This window comes from Paracoccus versutus, assembly GCF_029909795.1.
GTDB lineage: Bacteria > Pseudomonadota > Alphaproteobacteria > Rhodobacterales > Rhodobacteraceae > Paracoccus > Paracoccus versutus.
The window spans coordinates 2,050,262-2,068,522 of the sequence record NZ_CP038196.1; the positions used below are offsets into that span (position 1 = coordinate 2,050,262).

Here is an 18,261-nt window from a genome sequence, read left to right on the forward strand (position 1 = left end):
GGGAGCATGGCTGAGCTGATCGAGATCACGCGGGAGGGTCGGGTGGCGCTGATCCGCCTGAACCGGCCCGAGGCGCTGAACGCGCTGAACTCGGCCCTGGCCGAGGAATTGACGGCGGCGGCCGAGGCGCTGGACGCGGACCGGGGGGTGGGGGCCATCGTCGTCACCGGCTCGGACCGCGCCTTCGCCGCGGGGGCGGATATTTCGGAAATGGCCGAGAAGAGCGCCGAGGCAATGGTCGAGGCGGATTTCTTTGCCATCTGGGACCGCTTCGCCGCGACGCGCACGCCGAAGATCGCGGCGGTGAACGGCTATGCCCTGGGCGGCGGCTGCGAGCTGATGATGATGTGCGATTTCGCCATCGCCGGCGAGGGGGCGAAATTCGGCCAGCCCGAGGTCAAGCTGGGCGTGATCGCCGGCATGGGCGGCACGCAGCGGATGACGAAGCTGATCGGGCGGGCGCTGTCGATGGACCTGCACCTGACCGGGCGGATGATGGACGCGGCCGAGGCGCTGCGCGCCGGGCTGGTGGCGCGGGTGGTGCCCGACGATCAGGTCGTGCCCGAGGCGATGGCGGCGGCGCGGCAGATCGCCGGCTATTCGCGGCCGGCGACGCGGCTGGCGCGCGAGGCGGTGATGCGGGCCGAGGAGCTGTCGCTGGCCGAGGGCGTGGCCTGGGAACGGCGGCTGTTCCACCGGCTGTTCGGCACCGAGGGCCAGCGCGAGGGCATGCGGGCCTTTCTGGAAAAGCGCAAGCCGGAGTTTCACCGCGACTGACCGGAACCGGGGGCGGCAGCCCGCCGGCCGGGCGGCGCTTTGCGTTGCGCGGCGGGCGGGCGGCGTGTAGAACCTGCCCGATTGAGCGTTGCGAAGGGAGCCCGTGCATGCGCAGAGTTGTCGTCACCGGACTGGGGATGGTCACGCCGCTGGCCTCGGGGGTCGAGGAGACCTGGTCGAGGCTTCTGGCCGGGGAATCCGGCGCCGGACCGATCACCCGGTTCGACACCAAGGACGTGGCGACGAAATATGCCTGCGAGCTCCCCTTTGGCGACGGCTCGGGCGGGACGTTCAACCCCGACGACTGGATGGAGCCCAAGGACCGGCGCAAGGTCGACGACTTCATCCTTTACGGCATGGCCGCCGCGACGCAGGCGGTGAAGGATTCCGGCTGGGAGCCGGCGAACGAGGACGAGCGCGAGCGCACCGGGGTCATGATCGGCTCGGGCATCGGCGGGCTTTCCTCGATCGCCGATACCGCGGTGCTGATCAAGGAACGCGGGCCGAAGCGGGTCTCGCCCTTCTTCATTCCGGGGGCGCTGATCAACCTGGTCTCGGGCCAGGTCTCGATCCGCTTCGGCTTCAAGGGGCCGAACCATGCGGTGGTCACGGCCTGCTCGACCGGGGCGCATGCCATCGGCGACGCGGCGCGGCTGATCATGCTGGGCGACGCGGACGTGATGATCGCGGGCGGCGCCGAGAGCCCGATCTGCGAGATCGGCATCGCCGGCTTCAACGCCTGCAAGGCGCTGTCCACCAAGCGCGAGGACGACCCCAAGGCGGCCAGCCGGCCCTGGGACGTGGACCGCGACGGCTTCGTCATGGGCGAGGGCGCCGGCGTCGTCGTGCTGGAGGAATACGAGCATGCCAAGGCGCGCGGCGCCAGGATCTATGCCGAGATCCTGGGCTATGGCCTGTCGGGCGACGCCTATCACATCACCGCCCCCAGCGAGGACGGCGACGGCGGCTTCCGCAGCATGACCAACGCGCTGAAGCGGGCGAACCTGACGCCGGGCGAGCTGGACTATATCAACGCGCATGGCACCTCGACCATGGCCGACGTGATCGAGCTGGGCGCGGTCGAGCGGCTGATGGGCGATGCGGCGGGCAATGTGGTGATGTCCTCGACCAAGTCGAGCATCGGGCACCTGCTGGGCGCGGCGGGCGCGGTCGAGGCGATCTTCTGCATCCTGGCGATCCGCGACCAGATCTGCCCGCCGACCATCAACCTGGACGACCAGGCGCGCGAGACGCCGATCGACCTGGCCGCCAATGCCGCGGTGCGGCGCAAGGTGGACCATGTGCTGTCCAACAGCTTCGGCTTCGGCGGCACCAATGCCAGCCTGGTGATGGGACGGGTCAAGGAATGATCTGGCGCCACATCGCGTCGAATTTCCTGACGCTGCTGATCGTGATCCTGATCGCGGTCGCGGCGGCCATCGCCTGGGGCAAGCACGAATACACCCGGCCCGGCCCCAGCGCCGTGGCCGCCTGCGTGCGCGTGGCCCCCGGCGCCAGCCTGAACGCGGTCAGCCAGCAGCTGGCCGAGCAGGGCGTGGTGTCCAATGCCTATATCTTCCGGGCGGGCGCCGATTATGCCGGGAAATCGCGCGATCTGAAATACGGCTCCTACCTGATGCCGCCGCAGTCCAGCATGGAGGAGATCGTCCGGGTCATCACCGCCGGCGGTCCCAGCACCTGCGGCACCGAGGTGGTGTTCCGCATCGGCGTGCGCGAGAACTCGGTGATCCTGCGCGACATGGATGCCGAGACCGGGGTCTTTGCCGAGCAGGCGAAATACAACCCCGCCAGCGAGCCCGTGCCCGAGGTCATCGCGGCCGCGGAGGCCAAGCCGGATGCGCGGCTGCGCATCTCGGTCGCCGAGGGGGTGACGAGCTGGCAGGTGGCCGAGGGGCTGAAGCAGGCCGGCTTCCTGGGCGGCGAGGTCGCGGACCTGCCCGAGGAGGGCAGCCTCGCCCCCGACACCTACGACGTCGAGAAGGGCGCCGACCGCGCCGCGCTGCTGGCCGAGATGGAGCGGCGGCAGGCGGCGATCCTGGCCGCGGCCTGGGAGGCGCGCGAGCCCGACCTGCCCTATGCCACGCCCGAGGAGGCGCTGGTCATGGCCTCGATCATCGAGAAGGAGACCGGGCAGCCGAACGAGCGCCGGATGGTGGCCAGCGTCTTTGTCAACCGGATGCGGCAGGGGATGCGGCTGGAGACCGACCCGACGGTGATCTACGGCATCACCGGCGGCAAGGGGGTCCTGGACCGCGGCATCCGCGCCTCGGAACTGCGGCGGCGCACGCCCTACAACACCTATCAGATCGACGGGCTGCCGCCGACGCCCATCGCCAATCCCGGCCGGGCCGCCATCGCCGCGGCGATGGACCCGGAAGATACCGATTACGTGTTCTTCGTGGCCGACGGCTCGGGCGGGCACGCCTTTGCCCGCACGCTGGAGGAGCACAACCGCAACGTCGCCCGCTGGCGCGAGATCGAGCGCCAGCGCGGCCAGCCGCTGTCGCCGGTGCAGGGCGACTGATCGGCCTTGCCGGAGGGCCGGTCGGTTTTTTGGGTATTTGGGGAACGGAGAAGGCGCATGCCTGCGCCCCGGACCCGGCGGCGGCGGGTGTTGCGCCGGGCGTGCGCTGCGGTGTTGCATTCGGCAAGGGATTGTTCTTGCGGGGGAAATCGGCGCCGCGGCGATCAACCGGGGGTTTTGCGTTGACTCGGCGCACGCCCTGAAGTAGAAATTATCCATGCTGGGAGAGATGGGCAAGCGGCCGGGGGGCGACCCCGAGGCCGCTTTTTTCATGTCTCGCTCGTGCGGACAGGCACACGAGGGCAGGGCGATCAAGAATGACCAAGAGTTTCGATCCGGGGCCGCAGGCGCCGGAAGGGCCTTTCGTGCCCGGCGCCGAGGCGGCGGACACAAACGTGCTGGAGATCGCGGATGGGCTGTTCCGGTCCTATGCGGCCGAGCTGAACCGGCTGCGGGAAAGGATCGAGGCCGGCGAGACCGGCGAGTTGAAGGAATCCGGCAAGCTGGTGCGCGAACTGCGGGCCGCGACCCAGATGGTGCTGGAGGAAAGGAGCAAGGTTGACAAGCTTCGCAAGGATGCTGCCGGGCGGGTCGGTGCAGGCGCACTCGACCTTGACGCGGCACGAGACGAGATCGGGCGCCGCCTGGCTTGCCTGCGCCGGGCCCGAGGAGGTTGACGCGTTCCTGGGGGGGCTGGGCGACAATGCGCTGGCGGCGCTGCCCTGGCTTTTCGAGTTCTGGGCGCTGCCGCACCAGCTGCCGCCCGAGGGCGACTGGAAGAGCTGGGTGATCATGGGCGGGCGCGGCGCGGGCAAGACCCGTGCCGGCGCCGAATGGGTGCGCGCCCAGGTCGAGGGCGCGACCCCCGAGGCGCCGGGCCGCGCGCGCCGGGTGGCGCTGGTCAGCGAGACGCTGGACCAGGCGCGCGACGTGATGGTGTTCGGGGAATCGGGGATCCTGGCCTCGTCCCCGCCGGACCGGCGGCCGGAATGGGAGGCGGGGCGGCGGCGGCTGGTCTGGCCGAACGGGGCCACGGCGCAGCTATACTCGGCCCATGAGCCCGAGGCGCTGCGCGGGCCGCAGTTCGACGCGGCCTGGGTCGACGAGCTGGCCAAGTGGAAGAAGGCCGAGGAATGCTGGGACATGCTGCAATTCGCGCTGCGGCTGGGGCCGCATCCGCAGCAGGTCGTCACCACCACGCCGCGCAACGTGGCGGTGCTGAAGCGGCTGTTGCGGCAGTCCTCGACCGTGACCACCCATGCGCCGACCGACGCGAACCGGGCCTATCTGGCCGAGAGCTTCCTGGCCGAGGTGCAGGCGCGCTATGGCGGCACCCGGCTGGGGCGGCAGGAGCTGGAGGGGCTGCTGCTGGAGGATGTCGAGGGGGCGCTGTGGAGCGCGGGCCTGCTGGAGCGCTGCCGCGCCGAGGCGGCGCCGGCGCTGTCGCGCATCGTCGTCGCGGTCGATCCGGCGGTGACGGCGGGGGCGGCTTCGGACGAATGCGGCATCGTGGTCGCCGGGGTGGTGGCCGAGGGGCCGGTGACGGATTGGCGGGCCTATGTGCTGGAGGATGCCTCGGTCCGGGGCGGGCCCCTGGACTGGGCGCGGGCGGCGATCGCGGCGATGCGGCGGCACGGGGCCGAGCGGCTGGTGGCCGAGGTCAACCAGGGCGGCGACCTGGTCGAGAGCGTGATCCGCCAGGTCGATCCGCTGGTGCCGTTCCGCGCCCTGCGGGCGGGGCGCGGCAAGGGCTTGCGCGCCGAGCCGGTGGCGGCGCTTTACGAGCAGGGGCGGGTCAGCCACCTGCGCGGGCTGGGGCTGCTGGAGGAGCAGATGTGCCGCATGACGGTCGCGGGCTATGACGGCAGGGGGTCGCCCGACCGGCTGGATGCGCTGGTCTGGGCGATCCACGAGCTGATGATCGAGCCGGGGGCGCATCACCTGCGCCCGGCGGTGCGGGGGCTTTAGGGGGCTTTGCCCCCCGCGCCTGCGGCCCCCCTCGACGGGGGGCCGCAGGCGCTCCCCCCAGGGTATTTTCGAAACGGAGAAGGGCCTTTCGGGGTCCGGGAGGGGTCGCGGGCGCGGCCCCTTTTTCATTGGGATTCAGGAGGAACCGATGGCATTTCCCTGGTTCGGGCGGGGGGCTGCGCCCGCGAGGCCGCCCGTCGCGGTCGAGAAGAAGGCCAGCGCCGCCGGCAAGCTGGTGGCGCTGGCGGCGGGTTCGGGCCGCGTGGTCTGGTCGCCGCGCGACACGGTCAGCCTGATGCGCCTGGGCTTCGTCGGCAATCCGGTCGGGTTCCGCGCCGTGCGGCTGATCGCCGAGGCGGCCGCCGCCGTGCCGCTGATCTGCCAGGACCGCGAGCGCCGCTATGAGGTGCATCCGGTGCTGGACCTCTTGCGCCGGCCCAATCCGGGCCAGGGCCGGGCCGAGCTGTTCGAGGCGCTCTACGGCCAGATCCTGCTGAGCGGCGACGGCTATCTGGAGGCGGTGGGCGAGGGCGCGAAGGGGCTGCCGGCCGAGCTGCACGTGCTGCGCGCGGACCGGATGGCGGTGGTGCCGGGGCCGGACGGCTGGCCGGTCGCCTATGAATATGGCGTGGGCGGGCGCAAGGTCCGCTTCGACATGGCCGGCAGTCCCGATCCGATCTGCCATATCCGCAGCTTTCATCCGCTGGACGACCATCACGGGCTGTCGCCCATGCAGGCGGCCGCGGTGGCGGTGGATGTCCACAACAGCGCCTCGAGCTGGTCCAAGGCGCTTCTGGACAATGCGGCGCGGCCCAGTGGCGCCATCGTCTACCGGGGCGCCGACGGCCAGGGCAGCCTGTCGCCGGACCAGTACGAGCGCCTTGTGACCGAGATGGAGATGCATCACCAGGGCGCGAGGAACGCCGGGCGGCCGATGTTGCTGGAGGGCGGGCTCGACTGGAAGCCGATGGGGTTTTCGCCGAGCGACATGGAGTTCCACCAGACCAAGCTGGCCGCCGCGCGCGAGATCGCGCAGGCCTTCGGCGTGCCGCCGATGCTGATCGGCATTCCCGGCGAGGCGACCTATGCCAATTACGCCGAGGCGCACCGGGCCTTCTACCGGCTGACGGTGCTGCCGCTGGTCTCGCGCGTGGCCGGCGCCCTGGCCTGGTGGCTGTCCGAGCACCTGGGGGCCGAGATCGACCTGCGCGCCGATCCCGACCAGGTGCCGGCCCTGGCCGAGGAGCGCGACCAGCAATGGAAGCGCGTCGGCGAGGCCGGCTTCCTGACCCCGGCCGAGAAGCGGGCGGCGCTGGGGCTGCCGCCCCTGCCGGAGGGGGAGGGGTGAGATGGAGGGCTCGCGTTTCGTCAAGGAGCCCTTCGACTGGCACGACCAGCGCCTGGAGACGCAGGAGCGGATCATGGCGCTGCAATTTTCCCAGGTGGAGCGCCGGCTGGAGCGCATCGAGGCGCTGATCGAGGGGCTGGAACGGCGGTTGTGGATGACCGTCTATGGCGTCGTCGCGGTCATCCTGACCCAGGCGGTGCAGTCCATCCTGGAATATGCGCCGAAAGGAGGGTGAGGTGGATCGGAAGAATGACGGGCTGGAGCTGAAATATGCCGCCGGCGGGCCGGTGGTGGCCGAGGGCACGCGGATCGAGGGCTATGCGAGCCTGTTCGGCCTGACCGACCAGGGCGGCGACGTCGTGGTCCGGGGCGCCTATGCCGCCAGCCTGAAGCGGCTGGAGGCGCGGGGCGACCGGGTGCGGATGCTGTGGCAGCACGATCCCGCCCGGCCCATCGGCGTCTGGGAGGAGATCCGCGAGGACGAGAAGGGGCTTTGGGTCAAGGGGCGGCTTCTGCCCGAGATCGCCCAGGCCCGCGAGGCGGCGGCGCTGGTCGCGGCGGGGGCCATCGACGGGCTGTCGATCGGCTATCGCACCGTTTCCGCCGAGCGCGACGGCAAGGGCCGGCGCCTGCTTTCCGAGGTCGAGCTGTGGGAGGTGTCGCTGGTGACGTTCCCGATGCTGGCCGAGGCCAAGGTCGGGGCCAAGTCGGACCGGCTGCACGAGATGGCGGCGGCCTTCCGGGCCGCGACGCTGGCGCTGCGCGCCAAGTGAGTTTCACCGAAACGGAGGGGATCATGACCGAGGTGAAAGCCGCGGCCGGGGCGGATGTGCCCGGCGACCTGGGGGCCGAGATGCTGGGCTTTGTCCAGGAGTTGAAGGCATTCCGCAGCGAGATTCAGAACCGATTGGAAGCACAGGAAGAACGCATGACCATGCTGGACCGCAAGACGATTTCCCGCGCCCGCGCCCCCCTGTCGGCCGAGGCCGACCAGGGCGCGCCGCACCAGAAGGCCTTCGACGCCTATATCCGCCATGGCGACGACGGCGCGCTGCGTGGCCTGCCGCTGGAGGGCAAGGCGATGACCACCGGCTCGGACGGGGGCTTCCTGGCGGCGCCGACGGTGGCCATGCAGGTGCAGGAGGCGCTGAACGTCACCGCTTCGCTGCGCCGGGTCGCCAATGTGGTGGCGGTGGAATCGGCCAGCTACGAGGTGCTGGTGGACATGGGCGACATCGCCCATGGCTGGGCCACCGAGGCCACGGCCCAGGCCGAGACCGGCACCCCCACCGTGCAGCGGGTGGTGATCCCGGTGCATGAGCTTTCCGCCATGCCCAAGGCCAGCCAGCGCCTGCTGGACGATGCCGCCTTCGACGTCGAGACCTGGCTGGCCGGGCGCATCGCCGAGAAATTCGCCCGCGCCGAGGCCATGGCCTTCATCGGCGGCGACGGCGTGAACAAGCCGCGCGGCATCCTGACCCATGCCAAGGCGCCGAACGGCACCGCGACCAATGTGCAGATCGGCACCATCCCGTCGGGCGGGAACGGCGATTTCGCCGCGACCAACCCGGCGAATGCGCTGATCGACCTGGTCTATGCGCTGGGCGCGCAATACCGCGCCAATGCGAGCTTCGTGATGAATTCCAAGACCGCCGCCGCGGTGCGCAAGATGCGCGACGCGGACGGCCGCTTCCTGTGGGCGGACAGCCTGGCCATGGGCCAGCCGGCGCAGCTTCTGGGTTATCCGGTGCTGGTCTGCGAGGACATGCCCGACATCGCGCAGGGCTCGCATTCCATCGCCTTCGGCGACTTCCGCTCGGCCTATACCATCGTCGAGCGGCCGGACCTGCGGGTGCTGCGCGATCCCTTCTCGGCCAAGCCGCATGTGCTGTTCTACGCCACCAAGCGGGTGGGCGGCGGCGTCACCGACGCCCGTGCCGTCAAGCTGATGGTCTTCGGCTGATCCGGGGCCGAAGCGGGGGCCGCGCCGGGGATCTGCGCCCTGCTGGCAAGTGCAACTGTCCGCGCGCGCGAGGGTGCAGCGGCGCGGCCCCCTTTTGCCCGAAGCCCTGCGAGTGGGAGAGACGAGGATGATGCTTGTGGAAGTGACGGCGCCCGCAGCCGGGGCGCTGCCCGTCGCGGTGTTGCGGGACCATCTGCGGCTGGGGACGGGGTTCGACCTGGGCGGCGCCGATGATGGGGCCGAGACCGCGGCGCTGGCGGGTTTCCTGCGCCCGGCCGTCGCCACCGTCGAGGCGCGCACCGGCAAGGTGCTGCTGGCCCGGCGGTTCCGGCTGCGGCTGGAGGAATGGCGCGACCCCGAGGGGCAGCCCTTGCCGCTGGCCCCGGTCGAGGCGGTCGAGGCGGTCGGGATCGCCGATGCGGCGGGCGCGGCGGTGCCGGTCGATCCGGCGGCCTGGCGGCTGGTGCCGGACATGCAGCGGCCGGTGCTGGCGCCGGTGGGGACGTTCCTGCCGGCGGTGCCCTCGGGCGGGTTCGCCGAGATCACCTTTCGCGCCGGGTTCGCGGCGGAATGGGCGGGGCTGCCGGCCGACCTGGCGCAGGCGGTGCTGCTGCTGGCCGCGCGCTATCACGAGGATCGCAGCTTCGAGGGCTCGGCGGGGGCGCTGCCCTTTGGCGTCAGCGCGCTGATCGAGCGCTGGCGCTCGGTCCGGGTGCTGGGGGGGCGCGGCCAGTCGCGCGGCCGGGCATGAGGGCGCCGCGACCGACGGTGCCGCTGGTGGTGGAATCCCCGGTCCGGGTGCCCGACGGGATGGGCGGGTTCCGCCTGACCTGGCAGGAGGTCGGGCGCCTCTGGGCCGAGATGCGGTCGGGCGCGGGGGCGGAGCGCATCGCCGAGGTGGGGGCGCAGAGCGTCGTGACCTGGCGGATCACCGTCAGGGCGGCGCCTGCCGGCGATGCCCGCCGCCCGCGCCCCGAGCAGCGGCTCCGGCTGGGCGAGGGCGCGGCCGCCCGGCGCTTTCGCATCGAGGCGGTGGCCGAGAGCGATGCCGGCGGCCGCTGGCTGGTCTGCATCGCGAAAGAGGAGTCCCTGGCATGAGCTATCTTGCAACGGCCGCCCTGCAGGCCGCGGCCTATCGCCGCCTGCGCGAGGACGGCGCGCTGGCGGCGCTGGTGGGCGACGCGATCTATGACGCCATGCCGGTGGCGGCGCCGGCGGGGCTTTATGTCTCGCTGGGGCCCGAGGAGGTGCGCGACGCGGGCGACATGACGGCCGGCGGCGCGGTGCATGATTTCGTCGTCTCGGTCCTGTCGGGGGCCGAGGCGGCGGGCGGCTTCGGCGCGGTCAAGGCGGCGGCGGTCGCGGTCAGCGAGGCGCTGGAGGCGGCCGACATGGCGCTGGATCGCGGGCACCTGGCGGGGCTGTGGTTCCTGCGTGCCCGCGCGCGGCGGGCGGAAAACGGCGCGGGGCGGCGGGTCGACCTGACCTTTCGCGCGCGCATCGACCTGGGTTGAGGAGAGACGGTGATGGCGGTGCAGAACGGACGCGACCTGCTGATCAAGATGGACATGACCGGCGACGGCCATTTCGAGACCGTGGCGGGGCTGCGGGCGACCCGGCTGGGCTTCAATGCCGAGACGGTGGACGTGACGAGCCTGGAAAGCGAGGGGCGCTGGCGCGAGCTGCTGGCGGGCGCGGGGGTGCGCTCGGCCAGCATCTCGGGCTCGGGGGTGTTCCGGGACGGGACCACGGACGAGCGCGCGCGGCAGGTGTTCTTCGACGGCGAGGTGCCGCGCTTCCAGGTGGTGATCCCGGATTTCGGCACGGTCGAAGGGCCGTTCCAGATCACGGCGCTGGAATATGCGGGCAGTTACAATGGCGAGGCGACCTATGAGATTTCCATGGCAAGCGCGGGCGCGATCAGCTTCGTCGCGTTCTGAGATGGCCAATCCGCTGGCGGGCGAGGTCGAGATCTGGCTGGACGGGCGGCGCCATGTCGCCCGGCTGACGCTGGGCGCGCTGGCCGGGCTTGAGGCCGAGCTGGGCGCGGAAAGCATGATCGCGCTGGTCGAGCGCTTCGAGGGCGGGCGGTTTTCCAGCCGCGACGTGATGGCGGTGCTGGTCGCGGGCCTGCGGGCGGGCGGCTGGCCGGGCGGCATGGACGCGCTGGCCTCGGCGGACCTGCGCGGTGGGCCGGTCGCCGCGGCCCATGCGGCGGCGGCGCTGCTGGCGCGGGCCTTTCGCATCGAGGGCGCATGAGCGGCGGGCTGGACTGGCCGGGGCTGATGCGCATGGGCCTGGGCCCGGCGCGGCTGGGCGGGCTGGGGCTGACGCCGGCCGAGTTCTGGGCGCTGACCCCGGCCGAGCTGGCGTTGATGCTGGGCGTCGAGGCGCGGGGCGCGGCGATGACGCGCGACCGGCTGGCCGAGCTGGTCGCGCGCTATCCCGACCGGCCCGCCGGTTAGCATGAGGGAAAAGGAGGCGCCGTCATGGCGAACAAGGACGGATTGGACCGGCTGGACGAGGACGGTCCCGCGCTGGGCCGGGGGCTGGAGCAGAGCGCGCGGCTGGCGGCGGAGTTCGACGCCGAACTGGCGCGGCTGCGGGCCTCGATGGTCCATACCAACCGCGAGGTGGGCACGCTGACATCGGGCATCGGCAGCGGGCTGCGCCGGGCGTTCTCGGGGCTGGCCTTCGACGGCATGAAGCTGTCGGACGCGCTGAAGGGCATCGCGCGCAGCATGGCCGACAGCGCATTCGCCGTGGCGATGAAGCCGATCGAGCAGGCGCTGGCCGGGGCGATCGCGCAGGGGGTGAACGGCATGGTCTCGGCGGCGCTGCCCTTTGCGGATGGCGCCGCCTTCGCGCAGGGGCGGGTGATGCCCTTTGCCAAGGGGGGCGTGGTGAGCCAGCCGACCTATTTCCCGATGCGCGGCGCGACCGGGCTGATGGGCGAGGCCGGGGCCGAGGCGATCATGCCCTTGCGCCGCGGCGCGGACGGGCGGCTGGGGGTCGCGGCCCAGGGCGGGGGGCGGCCGGTCAGCGTGACCTTCAACGTCTCGACCCCCGACGTGGCGGGGTTCCAGCGCAGCCAGAGCCAGATCGCCGCCCAGATGGGCCGGCTGCTGGCGCGCGGGGAAAGGAACGGGTGAGCCATGGCATTTCACGAGATCAGGTTCCCGGCGAACCTGTCCTTCGGCTCGGTCGGGGGGCCGGAGCGGCGGACGGAAATCGTCGCGCTGACCAACGGCCACGAGGAGCGGCGCACGCCCTGGGCGCATTCGCGGCGGCGCTATGACGCCGGGCTGGGCTTGCGCTCGCTGGACGATGTGGCGGCGCTGATCGCCTTTTTCGAGGCGCGGGCCGGGCAGATGCACGGGTTTCGCTGGAAGGATTGGGCCGATTGCAAGTCCTGCGCGCCAAGCTCGGCGGTGAGCTTCCAGGACCAGGAGATCGGCATGGGCGACGGGATGCGGCGCGAGTTTGCGCTGCGCAAGGCCTATGCCTCGGGTCCGGCGCGCTATTGGCGGCCGGTGGCGAAGCCGGTCCAGGGCACGGTGCTGGCCGGGGCCGGGAATGTCGAGCTGCGCGCCGGGGTGGATTTCGCGGTGGACTGGGCGACGGGCGTGGTCAGTTTCGCCGCGCCGCCCGAGCCGGGGGCCGTGGTCACGGCGGGGTTCGAGTTCGACGTGCCGGTGCGCTTCGACACCGACCGGATCGCGGTCTCGGTCGCGTCCTTCCAGGCGGGCGACCTGCCGCAGGTGCCGGTGGTGGAGGTGCGGGCATGACCGAGACGATTGCGCGGGCCTGGGCGGTCGCGCGGCGCGACGGGCTGGTGCTGGGCTTTACCGACCACGACCTGGCGCTGTCCTTCGACGGCGTGACCTTCCGGCCCGACAGCGGGCTGAGCGCGCGGGCGCTGGTGCAGGGCCTTGGCCTGTCGGTGGACAACAGCGAGGCGGTGGGGGCGCTGTCGGACAGCGCCATCACCGAGCGCGACCTGATGGCCGGGCGCTGGGACGGCGCCGATGTGCGCCTGTGGGAGGTGGACTGGACCGACAGCGCGAACCGCCGGCTGGTCTTTCGCGGCCATCTGGGCGAGGTGGTGCGCAGCGGCGCGGCGTTCCGCGCCGAGCTGCGCGGCCTGTCCGAGCCGCTGAACCGGGCGCAGGGGCGGGTCTATCATCCGCGCTGCTCGGCCATGCTGGGGGACGGGCAGTGCCGGTTCGACCTGGCGCGAGCCGGCTATTCGGCCGAGGGCGTGGTCGAGGCCGAGGACGAGGGCCGGCTGGCGCTGTCGGGCATCGCGGGCCATGACGGCGGCTGGTTCGAGCATGGCCGGCTGGTCGTGCTGACCGGCGCGGCCGAGGGGCTGTCGGGCCTGGTCAAGGCGGATGCCGCCCTGCCCGGCGCGCGGCGCGAGGTCGAGTTGTGGACCGCGCTGGGTATCCGGCCCGCCGCGGGCGACCGGGTGCGGCTGGAGGCGGGTTGCGACAAGCGGGCCGAGACCTGCCGGATGAAGTTCCTGAACTACCTGAACTTTCGCGGCTTTCCGCACCTGCCGCCCGAGGACTGGCTGATCGCGCCCAAGGTGAACCGATGAGCGCGGCCGTCGTTCGGGCGGCGCGGGCCTGGATCGGCACGCCCTATGTGCATCAGGGCTCGGTCAAGGGGGCGGGGACGGATTGCCTGGGGCTGGTGCGGGGGGTGTGGCGCGAATTGTGCGGCGCCGAGCCCGAGGCCATGCCGGCCTATACGCCCGACTGGGGCGAGGTCGGCGGGGCCGAGCTGCTGCTGGGCGGGGCCGGGCGGCTGCTGCGGCCCGCGCCCGACGAGCGGCCGGGCGACGTGCTGGTCTTTCGCATGCGGGCCGGGGCGCCGGCCAAGCATATGGGAATAGTGGCGGACATCGGCGAGCGGGCCAGCTTCGTGCATGCCTATGACCGGCATGGCGTGGTGGAAAGCCCGCTGTCGGCGCCGTGGCGGGCGCGGATCGCCGGGCGGTTCCGGTTTCCGCCGCTATAGGGAAAAGGGAAAGCAATGGCGACGATTCTGCTGGCGGCGGTGGGTGCCTCGCTGGGTGCGGGCTTTGGCGGCACGGTTCTGGGGCTTTCGGGCGCCGTCATCGGCCGGGCGGTGGGCGCAAGCCTGGGCCGGATGATCGACCAGCGCCTGCTGGGCGGCGGCTCGAAGGCGGTCGAGACCGGCCGCGTGGACCGGATGCGCATCCAGACCGCGGGCGAGGGCACGCCGATCGCGCGCATCTGGGGGCAGATGCGGGTGCCGGGCCATGCGATCTGGGCCGGCCCGCTGGTCGAGACCCGGCGCAGCCATGGCGGCGGCAAGGGCTCGGGCCCGCGCGTGACCGAGATCGGCTATCGGGCAAGCCTGGCGCTGGCGCTGTGCGAGGGGCCGATCCTGGGGGTCGGGCGCATCTGGGCGGATGGCGAGGAGGTCTCGGCCGATGCGCTGAACATGCGGGTTTACCTGGGCGACGAAGAGCAGCTGCCCGACCCGGCCATTGCGGCCGAGGAGGGCGAGGCGGCCCCGGCCTATCGCGGCCTGGCCTATGTCGTGCTGGAGGATCTGGCGCTGGAGACCTGGGGCAACCGGGTGCCGCAGCTGTCCTTCGAGGTGGTGCGGGCGGCCAGGCAGGGGCGGGGCCTGTCGCGCGAGGTGCGGGCGGTGGCCATGATCCCCGGCACCGGCGAATATGCGCTGGCGACGACGCCGGTCCGCTATGACATGGGCCTGGGCGAGATGCAGGTCGCCAACCACAACAGCGCGCTGGGGGCGACGGACTTCCTGGCCTCGATGGCGACCCTGGGGCGGGAACTGCCGCGTGTCGGCTCGGTCTCGCTGGTGGTGTCCTGGTTCGGCGACGATCTGCGGGCCGGCGAATGCACGGTTCGGCCCAAGGTCGAGGATCTGTCGCGCGATGGCCAGGGGATGGCCTGGCGGGCCGGCGGCATCGGGCGCGATGAGGCGCAGGCGGTGGCGCGGGTGGACGGGCGGCCGATCTATGGCGGCACGCCCGCCGACGGCTCGGTCGTCGAGGCGCTGCGGGCGATCGGCGAAAGCGGGCGCAAGGCGGTGTTCTATCCCTTCATCCTGATGGAGCAGCTGGCGGGGAACGGCCGGCCCGATCCCTGGAGCGGGGCCTCGGACCAGCCGGTCATGCCCTGGCGCGGGCGCATCACCGCCAGCGTCGCGCCGGGGCGCGAGGGCAGTCCCGTGGGCACCGCCGAGGCCGCCGAGGAGGTGGCGCGGTTCTTCGGCACGGCCGAGGCCGGGGATTTCACCCGCGACGGTTCGGTGATCGGTTACGACGGGCCGGCCGAGTGGTCCTATCGCCGGTTCATCCTGCATTACGCGCATCTTTGCGCGGCCGCGGGCGGGATCGACGCCTTCCTGATCGGGTCCGAGATGGTCGGGCTGACGACGATCATGGCGGCCGGGCATTCCTTTCCGGCCGTGCAGGAGTTGCGGCGGCTGGCGGCGGATGTGCGCGGTATCCTGGGCGAGGGGGTCAAGGTCGGCTATGCCGCCGACTGGTCGGAATATTTCGGCCATCATCCCGGCAACGGCGACGTGCATTTCCACCTGGATCCGCTTTGGGCCGACGAGAACATCGACTTCATCGGCATCGACAATTACATGCCGCTGTCGGACTGGCGCGAGGGCGAGGATCACCTGGACGCCCGTCACGGGCGGATCGATGATCCGGCCTATCTGCTGGCCAATGTCGCCGGCGGCGAGGGCTACGACTGGTATTACGCCAGCGATGCCGACCGGCAGGCGCAGCGACGCACGGCAATTCATGACGGCCCGCATCACGAGCATTGGATCTGGCGCTACAAGGACATCCGCGGCTGGTGGCAGAACGCGCATCACGACCGCATCGGCGGGGTGCGGCGGGCGCAGCCCTCGGCCTGGGTGCCGGGCAGCAAGCCGGTGTGGTTCACGGAGATGGGCTGCGCCGCGCTGGACAAGGGCACGAACCAGCCCAACAAGTTCCTGGATGCGATGAGTTCGGAATCCATGCTGCCGTATTTCTCGGACGGGCGGCGGGACGACCTGGTGCAGGCGGCCTATGTGCGGGCGATGACCGGGTTCTGGGGCGATCCGGCGAACAATCCGGCGCGGGCGGCGTTCGGGCGGACCGGGGCGGGGCGGATGGTGGACATGGCGCGCGCGCATGTCTGGTGCTGGGACGCGCGGCCCTATCCGGCGTTCCCGGCGCGCCTGGACCTGTGGTCGGACGGCCCGGCATGGGAGCGCGGGCACTGGCTCAACGGTCGCGCCGGCGCGGTGCCGCTGGCCGATGTGGTGGCCGAGATCTGCCGCGAGGCGGGGGTGCGGGCATTCGACGCCGAGGCGCTGCGCGGGCTGGTGCGCGGCTATGCGCTGTCGGGGGCCGAGACGGGGCGGGCGGCGCTGCAACCGCTGATGCTGGCGCATGGGTTCGACGCGGTCGAGCGCGACGGCGTCCTGCGCTTTGTCATGCGCGGCGCGCGGGTCGATGCCGAGCTGGGGCCGGAGGACATGGCGCTGGCCGAGGAGGTCGCGGCCGTCGAGGTTTCGCGCGCCGCCGATGCCGAGATGGTGGGCCGCATCCGGCTGACCCATGTCGAGGCGGGCGGCGATTATGCCGCGCGCACGGCCGAGACGGTGATGCCGGGGGCCGAGTTCCTGGCGGTCTCGGACAGCGAGCTGGCGATGGCGCTGACCCGCGGCGAGGGGCGGGCGCTGGCGGAACGCTGGCTGTCGGAGGCGGCGGTGGCGCGGGACGCGGTGCGCTTTGCCCTGCCGCCCTCGCTGGGGCATCTGGGGCCGGGGGACGTGGTGCGGCTGGCCGAGGGGTCGGCCGAGGCCAAGCGCTGGCGCATCGACCGCATCGAGCGCGCGGGCGCGATCACGGTGGACGCGGTGCGGGTCGAGCCGGGGGTCTATCGCCCGGCCCGCGTGGTCGAGGGCGAGGCGGCGCTGCGCCCCTTCGTGCCGCCGATCCCGGTCTGGCCGGTGTTCCTGGACTTGCCGCTGCTGCGCGGCGACGAGGTGGCGCATGCGCCGCATCTGGCGGTGACGGCGACGCCCTGGCCGGGGGCGGCGGCGGCCTGGGTCTCGACCGAGGAGGCGGGGGGCTATGCGCTGAACGCGACGCTGGCCGAGCCTTCGGTCATGGGGGTGACGGAAGGGCCGCTTTCGGCGGCGCGGCCGGGGGTCTGGGACCGCGGGCCGGCGCTGCGGCTGCGGGTCAAGGGCGGCAACCTGCGCTCGGCCGGGGTCGAGGCGCTGCTGGCGGGCGCGAACCTGCTGGCGATCGGCGACGGCTCGGCCGAGGGCTGGGAGCTTTTGCAATTCGCCGAGGCGCGGCTGGTTTCGGCCGGGCTATGGGAGATCTCGATGCGGCTGCGCGGGCAGGCGGGGACGGATGCCTTCATGCCGGCGGTCTGGCCGGCGGGCAGCGTGGCGGTGCTGCTGGACGGGGCGGCGGCGCAGGTGGAGCTGGCGCCCTCGGCCCGCAACCAGCTGCGGCATTGGCGCATCGGGCCGGCCACGCGCAGCCCGGACGACCCCAGCTATCGCCACGTCGCCGCGGCGTTCCGCGGCGCCGGGCTGCGGCCGCTGTCGCCCTGCCACCTGGAGGTCCGCGGCCGGGTCGTGACCTGGGTGCGGCGCACGCGGATACAGGGCGACGGCTGGGACGGGCCGGACGTGCCGCTGGGCGAGGCGCAGGAGCGTTACGCCGCCCGGCTGGTCCGGGACGGGCAGGTGCTGGCCGAGGCCGTGCTGGCCGAGCCGCGCTGGGCGGTGCCTGAGGGCGTCTGGGCCCAGGCCGCGGCGGGCGGCGGCTTTGCCGTCGAGGTCGCCCAGCTTTCCGACACGTTCGGGGCCGGGCCCCATGCAAGGAGGATGATCCATGTCTGAGAACACGACCGCGAATTGCGCCCTGCCGCTGCTGATGCCGGCGCAGGCGCAGAAACATGTCACGGTGAACGAGGCGCTGATGCGGCTGGACGGGCAGGTGGACCTGGTGCTGCAAAGCCTGACCCGCATCACCCCGCCCGAGACGGTGGTGGACGGGCTGTGCTGGGGCGTGCCGCAGGGCGCGGTCAACGCCTGGGAGGGGCAGGGCGGCAAGATCGCCATCGGCGCGAACGGCGGCTGGGTCTTTGTCGAGCCGGGTTTCGGCCGGCGGGCGCTGGTCGCCGACCAGGGGGTGGTGGCGATCCATGGCGGGGCGGCCTGGGTGCCCGGCGCCATCACCCTGGGCCAGCACGGCTCGGGCCTGCTGGCGCGGCAGCTTGACGAGGATGTGACGCTGGGCGCGGGCGCGTGGTTCGAGACGGCGATGGCCGTGCCGTCCGGCGCGCTGGTCATCGGCGCCACGGCGCGGGTGCTGGAGGCGATCACCGGCAGCGCGACATCCTGGTCGCTGGGCACGGCGGGCAGTTCGGACAGCCTGACGCGATTCGGTCACGGGCTGGGCAAGGCGCAGGGCTCCTGGGCGCGGGGGCTTGCCTCGCCGCCCGTGGTGTTCTGGGAGCCTGCGCCCCTGCGGCTGACGGCCGCGGGCGGGCAGTTCGCCGGCGGCAAGGTGCGCATCGTGCTGCATTGGTGGGAATTGCGGCTGCCGGATTGAGCGGACTTTTCGCG

21 protein-coding genes are annotated in these 18,261 nt (G+C 72.4%); all 21 read left to right on the forward strand.

The window, feature by feature from the left end; translation table 11 throughout:
* Positions 1-6 precede the first annotated feature (6 nt).
* The 21 genes from E3U25_RS10105 to E3U25_RS10205 all read left to right on the forward strand — a co-directional run bounded on the left by E3U25_RS10105 (position 7) and on the right by E3U25_RS10205 (position 18,247).
* On the forward strand, positions 7-777 hold the full coding sequence (locus E3U25_RS10105) for an enoyl-CoA hydratase-related protein (protein WP_072462101.1): 771 nt from the start codon (positions 7-9) through the stop codon (positions 775-777).
* Positions 778-884: 107 nt separating this feature from the next.
* Positions 885-2,147 carry a beta-ketoacyl-ACP synthase II gene (gene fabF, locus E3U25_RS10110; RefSeq protein WP_114537680.1) on the forward strand — a complete coding sequence of 421 codons (1,263 nt, stop codon included), beginning with the start codon at positions 885-887 and terminating at the stop codon, positions 2,145-2,147.
* Complete coding sequence (mltG, locus tag E3U25_RS10115) at positions 2,144-3,322, forward strand: endolytic transglycosylase MltG (RefSeq protein WP_116220490.1); 1,179 nt, start codon at positions 2,144-2,146, stop codon at positions 3,320-3,322. The genes fabF and mltG overlap by 4 nt, the downstream gene beginning before the upstream one ends.
* A gap of 317 nt (positions 3,323-3,639) precedes the next feature.
* The gene (locus E3U25_RS10120; protein WP_052096250.1) at positions 3,640-3,999 is read left to right on the forward strand and encodes a hypothetical protein; all 360 of its coding nucleotides are present in this window, start codon (positions 3,640-3,642) and stop codon (positions 3,997-3,999) included.
* Complete coding sequence (locus E3U25_RS10125; protein ID WP_175562342.1) at positions 3,899-5,290, forward strand: DNA-packaging protein; 1,392 nt, start codon at positions 3,899-3,901, stop codon at positions 5,288-5,290. Before E3U25_RS10120 ends, E3U25_RS10125 begins: the two co-directional genes overlap by 101 nt.
* 148 nt (positions 5,291-5,438) lie before the next feature.
* Positions 5,439-6,638: a phage portal protein gene (locus tag E3U25_RS10130; protein WP_116220489.1), complete on the forward strand. Its 1,200-nt coding sequence runs from the start codon at positions 5,439-5,441 to the stop codon at positions 6,636-6,638.
* A gap of 1 nt (position 6,639) precedes the next feature.
* Positions 6,640-6,873 (forward strand): GTA head formation protein, RCAP_rcc01685 family, encoded by a 234-nt coding sequence (locus E3U25_RS10135; RefSeq protein ID WP_024843692.1) that lies wholly within the window; start codon positions 6,640-6,642, stop codon positions 6,871-6,873.
* Positions 6,854-7,411 carry an HK97 family phage prohead protease gene (locus E3U25_RS10140; RefSeq protein ID WP_181180864.1) on the forward strand — a complete coding sequence of 186 codons (558 nt, stop codon included), beginning with the start codon at positions 6,854-6,856 and terminating at the stop codon, positions 7,409-7,411. Before E3U25_RS10135 ends, E3U25_RS10140 begins: the two co-directional genes overlap by 20 nt.
* A gap of 23 nt (positions 7,412-7,434) precedes the next feature.
* Complete coding sequence (locus tag E3U25_RS10145) at positions 7,435-8,601, forward strand: phage major capsid protein (RefSeq protein WP_072462096.1); 1,167 nt, start codon at positions 7,435-7,437, stop codon at positions 8,599-8,601.
* A 127-nt stretch (positions 8,602-8,728) separates the two neighbouring features.
* Complete coding sequence (locus E3U25_RS10150; protein WP_116220487.1) at positions 8,729-9,352, forward strand: head-tail connector protein; 624 nt, start codon at positions 8,729-8,731, stop codon at positions 9,350-9,352.
* Positions 9,349-9,699 (forward strand): head-tail adaptor protein, encoded by a 351-nt coding sequence (locus E3U25_RS10155; RefSeq protein WP_036760254.1) that lies wholly within the window; start codon positions 9,349-9,351, stop codon positions 9,697-9,699. Before E3U25_RS10150 ends, E3U25_RS10155 begins: the two co-directional genes overlap by 4 nt.
* On the forward strand, positions 9,696-10,115 hold the full coding sequence (locus tag E3U25_RS10160) for a DUF3168 domain-containing protein (RefSeq protein WP_116220486.1): 420 nt from the start codon (positions 9,696-9,698) through the stop codon (positions 10,113-10,115). Before E3U25_RS10155 ends, E3U25_RS10160 begins: the two co-directional genes overlap by 4 nt.
* A gap of 12 nt (positions 10,116-10,127) precedes the next feature.
* Positions 10,128-10,541, forward strand: coding sequence for a phage major tail protein, TP901-1 family (locus E3U25_RS10165; protein WP_024843686.1), 414 nt, complete (start codon positions 10,128-10,130; stop codon positions 10,539-10,541).
* Position 10,542: 1 nt separating this feature from the next.
* On the forward strand, positions 10,543-10,860 hold the full coding sequence (locus E3U25_RS10170; RefSeq protein WP_036760252.1) for a gene transfer agent family protein: 318 nt from the start codon (positions 10,543-10,545) through the stop codon (positions 10,858-10,860).
* A complete protein-coding gene (locus E3U25_RS10175) occupies positions 10,857-11,066 on the forward strand; it encodes a phage tail assembly chaperone (RefSeq protein WP_036760250.1) in 210 nt (69 codons plus the stop codon). The genes E3U25_RS10170 and E3U25_RS10175 overlap by 4 nt, the downstream gene beginning before the upstream one ends.
* 24 nt (positions 11,067-11,090) lie before the next feature.
* The gene (locus tag E3U25_RS10180) at positions 11,091-11,753 is read left to right on the forward strand and encodes a phage tail tape measure protein (protein ID WP_036760248.1); all 663 of its coding nucleotides are present in this window, start codon (positions 11,091-11,093) and stop codon (positions 11,751-11,753) included.
* A 3-nt stretch (positions 11,754-11,756) separates the two neighbouring features.
* Positions 11,757-12,389 carry a DUF2460 domain-containing protein gene (locus E3U25_RS10185; protein ID WP_116220485.1) on the forward strand — a complete coding sequence of 211 codons (633 nt, stop codon included), beginning with the start codon at positions 11,757-11,759 and terminating at the stop codon, positions 12,387-12,389.
* The gene (locus tag E3U25_RS10190) at positions 12,386-13,204 is read left to right on the forward strand and encodes a DUF2163 domain-containing protein (RefSeq protein WP_116220484.1); all 819 of its coding nucleotides are present in this window, start codon (positions 12,386-12,388) and stop codon (positions 13,202-13,204) included. Before E3U25_RS10185 ends, E3U25_RS10190 begins: the two co-directional genes overlap by 4 nt.
* Positions 13,201-13,626 carry an NlpC/P60 family protein gene (locus E3U25_RS10195; protein WP_116220483.1) on the forward strand — a complete coding sequence of 142 codons (426 nt, stop codon included), beginning with the start codon at positions 13,201-13,203 and terminating at the stop codon, positions 13,624-13,626. The genes E3U25_RS10190 and E3U25_RS10195 overlap by 4 nt, the downstream gene beginning before the upstream one ends.
* Before the next feature lie 15 nt (positions 13,627-13,641).
* Entirely contained in the window at positions 13,642-17,532 is a 3,891-nt protein-coding gene (locus E3U25_RS10200; protein ID WP_116220482.1) for a baseplate multidomain protein megatron, read from the forward strand.
* Complete coding sequence (locus E3U25_RS10205; RefSeq protein ID WP_114537673.1) at positions 17,525-18,247, forward strand: DUF2793 domain-containing protein; 723 nt, start codon at positions 17,525-17,527, stop codon at positions 18,245-18,247. The genes E3U25_RS10200 and E3U25_RS10205 overlap by 8 nt, the downstream gene beginning before the upstream one ends.
* Positions 18,248-18,261 lie beyond the last annotated feature (14 nt).

Coding starts and splice junctions, on each gene's coding strand:
- E3U25_RS10170 (WP_036760252.1), top strand. CDS start 10,543: ATGGCCAATCCGCTGGCGGGCGAGGTCGAGATCTGGCTGGACGGGCGG.
- E3U25_RS10200 (WP_116220482.1), top strand. CDS start 13,642: ATGGCGACGATTCTGCTGGCGGCGGTGGGTGCCTCGCTGGGTGCGGGC.
- E3U25_RS10190 (WP_116220484.1), top strand. CDS start 12,386: ATGACCGAGACGATTGCGCGGGCCTGGGCGGTCGCGCGGCGCGACGGG.
- E3U25_RS10135 (WP_024843692.1), top strand. CDS start 6,640: ATGGAGGGCTCGCGTTTCGTCAAGGAGCCCTTCGACTGGCACGACCAG.
- E3U25_RS10175 (WP_036760250.1), top strand. CDS start 10,857: ATGAGCGGCGGGCTGGACTGGCCGGGGCTGATGCGCATGGGCCTGGGC.
- E3U25_RS10160 (WP_116220486.1), top strand. CDS start 9,696: ATGAGCTATCTTGCAACGGCCGCCCTGCAGGCCGCGGCCTATCGCCGC.
- E3U25_RS10180 (WP_036760248.1), top strand. CDS start 11,091: ATGGCGAACAAGGACGGATTGGACCGGCTGGACGAGGACGGTCCCGCG.
- E3U25_RS10195 (WP_116220483.1), top strand. CDS start 13,201: ATGAGCGCGGCCGTCGTTCGGGCGGCGCGGGCCTGGATCGGCACGCCC.
- E3U25_RS10125 (WP_175562342.1), top strand. CDS start 3,899: ATGCTGCCGGGCGGGTCGGTGCAGGCGCACTCGACCTTGACGCGGCAC.
- E3U25_RS10150 (WP_116220487.1), top strand. CDS start 8,729: ATGATGCTTGTGGAAGTGACGGCGCCCGCAGCCGGGGCGCTGCCCGTC.
- mltG (WP_116220490.1), top strand. CDS start 2,144: ATGATCTGGCGCCACATCGCGTCGAATTTCCTGACGCTGCTGATCGTG.
- E3U25_RS10145 (WP_072462096.1), top strand. CDS start 7,435: ATGACCGAGGTGAAAGCCGCGGCCGGGGCGGATGTGCCCGGCGACCTG.
- E3U25_RS10140 (WP_181180864.1), top strand. CDS start 6,854: ATGCGCCGAAAGGAGGGTGAGGTGGATCGGAAGAATGACGGGCTGGAG.
- E3U25_RS10130 (WP_116220489.1), top strand. CDS start 5,439: ATGGCATTTCCCTGGTTCGGGCGGGGGGCTGCGCCCGCGAGGCCGCCC.
- E3U25_RS10120 (WP_052096250.1), top strand. CDS start 3,640: ATGACCAAGAGTTTCGATCCGGGGCCGCAGGCGCCGGAAGGGCCTTTC.
- E3U25_RS10165 (WP_024843686.1), top strand. CDS start 10,128: ATGGCGGTGCAGAACGGACGCGACCTGCTGATCAAGATGGACATGACC.
- E3U25_RS10205 (WP_114537673.1), top strand. CDS start 17,525: ATGTCTGAGAACACGACCGCGAATTGCGCCCTGCCGCTGCTGATGCCG.
- E3U25_RS10155 (WP_036760254.1), top strand. CDS start 9,349: ATGAGGGCGCCGCGACCGACGGTGCCGCTGGTGGTGGAATCCCCGGTC.
- E3U25_RS10185 (WP_116220485.1), top strand. CDS start 11,757: ATGGCATTTCACGAGATCAGGTTCCCGGCGAACCTGTCCTTCGGCTCG.
- E3U25_RS10105 (WP_072462101.1), top strand. CDS start 7: ATGGCTGAGCTGATCGAGATCACGCGGGAGGGTCGGGTGGCGCTGATC.
- fabF (WP_114537680.1), top strand. CDS start 885: ATGCGCAGAGTTGTCGTCACCGGACTGGGGATGGTCACGCCGCTGGCC.